The following is a 3,404-nucleotide window of genomic DNA, read 5'->3' as shown; positions in this document are numbered from 1 at the left end:
CCTGTGGAGCCGCGAGCTCGCCGCGCTCAGCCCCGTGCCGGCGCAGGCGCAGGCACTCGACGCGCGACTGCGCGCCGACGTCGGCGCGCCCGACGTGCGCTACCTCGTCGTGATCGCCGCGCCGACCGAACAGGCCGCGCTCGAAGGCGCGGAGAAAGTCGCCGCGCAATTGCAGCCGCTCGTCGACCAGGGCGCGCTCGCCGGTTTCGAAAGCCCCGCGCGCTACCTGCCGAGCGATGCCGCGCAGCGCGCGCGCCTCGCGAGCCTGCCGGATGCGGACGTGCTCGCCGCCCGGATGCGCGACGCCGTCGCGAACCAGCCGATCGCCGTGAAGCCCGAGCTGTTCGCACCGTTCATCGCCGACGTCGACGCCGCACGCCACGCGCCGCTGCTGACGCGCGCGGACCTGCGCGGCACGTCGATGGCGCTGGCCGTCGATGCGCTGCTGACCGAACGTGACGGCCGCTGGAACGCGATGTTGCCGCTGCGCGCGCCGGACGCCGCACGCGCCGCGCAGCCGACGGCCGGCCTCGACGCGACGCCGATTCGCGCGGCCGTCGCGCGCGCGGGCGTGCCCGACGCGCTGTTCGTCGACATGAAGGCCGAAGCCGATCGCCTCTACGTGAGCTACGTGCGCGAGGACATCCGGCTGTCGCTCGCGGGTTTCGCCGCGATCGCCGTGCTGATGCTGATCGCGCTGCGCTCGCCGCGCGTTGCCGCGCGCGCGCTCGCACCGCTCGTCGCGGCCGTGCTGGTCGTGACGGCCGGCTTCGCGCTGGCCGGCGTGCAGTTGACGATCCTGCATCTCGTCGGAATGCTGCTGATCGTCGCGGTCGGCTCGAACTACGCGCTGTTCTTCTGCAAGCGCGACGACGCGCAGCCCGTGACGCCGTACACGCTCGTGTCGCTGCTGATCGCGAACCTCGCGACGGTCGCCGGCTTCGGGTTGCTCGCGCTGTCGCGCGTGCCGCTGCTCGAAACCTTCGGGCTGACCGTCGGCCCCGGCGCGATGCTCGCGCTCGCCTTCGCGGCGATTCTCGCGCCGCGCGCCGCGGCGGCCGGCGATCGTCGTCAACGGAGTCCGGCATGAACGCGCCGCCGTCCGTTCCATCGCATCGGGCCGGCGATGCGCGCCGCTGGAAACCGACGCCGCTGATCGCCGGCGCGGCCGCGTTGCACGCGGGTGCGGCGGCCGCCGTCATCGCGCAGCCGGCCGCGTGGCCGTGGGCCGTCGGTGGCGTGGTCGCGTCGCATCTCGCGCTGACGGCCGCCGGCCTGTGGCCGCGCAGCGCGCTGCTCGGCCCGAACTGGACGCGTCTGCCGACGGGTGCCGGCCGCCGGATCGCGCTGACGATCGACGACGGCCCGGACCCGGACGTCACGCCGCGCGTGCTCGACCTGCTCGACCGTTACGACGCGCGCGCGACGTTCTTCTGCATCGGCGATCTCGCGCGCCGTCATCCGCGGTGGATCGAGGCGATCGTCGCGCGCGGCCATGCGGTCGAGAACCATAGCCAGCGGCACCGGCATACGTTCTCGCTGTCGGGGCCCGCCGCACTGCGGCGCGAGATCTCGGCCGCGCAACGGACGCTGACCGAGATCGCCGGCACGCGCCCGCTGTTCTTCCGCGCGCCGGCCGGCCTGCGCAATCCGTTTCTCGAACCGGTGCTGTGCGAACTCGGCCTGCAGCTCGCCAGCTGGACGCGGCGCGGTTTCGACACGCGCACCCGCGATGCCGCGATCGTCACACAGCGCCTGCTGCACGGGCTCGATGCGCGCGACATCCTGCTGGTGCACGACGGTCACGCGGCACGCGATGCGCGCGGCGAACCGGTCGTGCTCGACGTGCTGCAGGCGGTACTGCACGCCGCCGCCGATGCGCAGTTGCACTGGACCACGCTGCGCGCGGCGCTCGCGCCCGAACCGTCCGGCCAGCCCGGCGTTCCGGCCCCCCCGTTTGATAAAATCTGACCTCGAACGGCGCGCCTGCCAGCCGTGCTGCGGCGCCCGTTCCGGCCACCGGATGCGACCCTCGTGAAACCTCTCCTGCTCTCGCACTTCACCGCCACCAGCTGCATCGGCCGCGGCCTCGGCGCGACCCTCGATGCGCTGCGCCACGCTCGTGGCGGGCTCACGCCGTGCGACTTCGAGCGCGCGAACCTCGACACGTGGATCGGCGCGGTGGACGGGGTCGATGCACACCCCGTGCGCGCGGATCTCGCCGACTTCGAATGCCGCAACAACCGCCTCGCGCAGCTCGGCCTCATGCAGGACGGCTTCGACGCAAGCGTTGCGGCGGCCGTCGCGCGCTACGGTGCGGCACGCGTCGGCGTGTTCGTCGGCACGAGCACGGCCGGCATCCTCGAGACCGAACACGCATACCGGCACCGCGACCCGGCGAACGGCGCACTGCCGGCCGGCTTCCGCTATGCGCAAACGCACAACCCGTATTCGCCGGCGGCATTCGTGCGCGCGTATTTCGCGCTGCGCGGGCCGGCGATGGCGATCTCGTCCGCGTGCTCGTCCGGCGCGAAGGTGTTCGGCTCCGCGCGCCGCATGATCGAGGCCGGGCTGATCGACGCGGCCGTCGTCGGCGGCGTCGATTCGCTGTGCCTGACGACGCTGTACGGCTTCAATTCGCTCGAGCTGCTGTCGCGTCGGCCGTGCCGGCCGTTCGACGTCGCGCGCGACGGCATCTCGATCGGCGAGGCCGCCGCGTTCGCGCTCGTCGAGCGCGTGCCCGGCCCGCCCGCCGCGCTCGACGGCGACGCGATCCTGCTGCTCGGCATCGGCGAATCGAGCGATGCGCATCACATGTCGTCGCCGCATCCGGAAGGGCTCGGCGCGCGCACCGCGATCGAGCAGGCGCTCGCGTCCGCCGGCCTCGGCGCACGCGATATCGACTACGTGAACCTGCACGGCACCGCGACGCCGAGCAACGATGCGGCCGAAAGCCGCGCGGTCGGCGCGCTGTTCGCCAGCACGCCGTCCAGTTCGACGAAGGGCGCGACCGGCCACACGCTCGGCGCGGCCGGCGCGCTTGAAGCCGTCGTCGCCGCGCTCGCGCTGCGCGAGCAGTTCGTGCCGGCCGGCATCAACACGACGCAACCCGACCCGGCGCTCGCGGCCGACTACGTGCTCGCGAGCCGCGACACGCGTGTGCGCGCCGTCCTGTCCAATTCATTCGGCTTCGGCGGCACCAATTGCAGCCTGATCTTCGGCCGCGCCGATCACGCACGCCGTTGAGGCCCGCCATGACACTCACCGCCTTCATCGAAAGCATCGGCCTCGTCGGGCCCGGATTGAACGACTGGCCACACGCGGCCGACGTTCTCGCGGCCCGCGTACGCTATGCGCCCGCGCGCACCGCGCTGCCGCCGCCGGCCGGGCTGCCGTCGGCCGAA

Annotated in this window: 3 protein-coding genes and 1 pseudogene; all 4 read left to right on the top strand. The window is 73.3% G+C overall.

What is annotated here, in order from left to right; genetic code table 11:
• On the top strand, positions 1 to 1,090 hold a 1,090-nt coding region (locus G3N62_RS34855; protein WP_346778215.1), incomplete at its 5' end, for an MMPL family transporter.
• Entirely contained in the window at positions 1,087 to 1,971 is an 885-nt protein-coding gene (locus G3N62_RS34850) for a polysaccharide deacetylase family protein (RefSeq protein WP_124671248.1), read from the top strand. The genes G3N62_RS34855 and G3N62_RS34850, both read left to right, overlap by 4 nt.
• Positions 1,972 to 2,034: 63 nt before the next feature.
• A complete protein-coding gene (locus tag G3N62_RS34845; RefSeq protein WP_124671247.1) occupies positions 2,035 to 3,246 on the top strand; it encodes a beta-ketoacyl-[acyl-carrier-protein] synthase family protein in 1,212 nt (403 codons plus the stop codon).
• An 8-nt stretch (positions 3,247 to 3,254) separates the two neighbouring features.
• A pseudogene (locus G3N62_RS36220) lies at positions 3,255 to 3,404 on the top strand (3-oxoacyl-ACP synthase); the annotation flags it as partial.

It is taken from the genome of Burkholderia sp. Tr-20355, assembly GCF_017104685.1.
GTDB classification, from domain to species: domain Bacteria; phylum Pseudomonadota; class Gammaproteobacteria; order Burkholderiales; family Burkholderiaceae; genus Burkholderia; species Burkholderia seminalis.
This window is presented reverse-complemented; position numbering and strand designations above follow the sequence as displayed.

Bases quoted from the DNA above. Each gene is read 5' to 3' on its own strand.
- G3N62_RS34850 (WP_124671248.1), top strand. From the start codon at position 1,087: ATGAACGCGCCGCCGTCCGTTCCATCGCATCGGGCCGGCGATGCGCGC.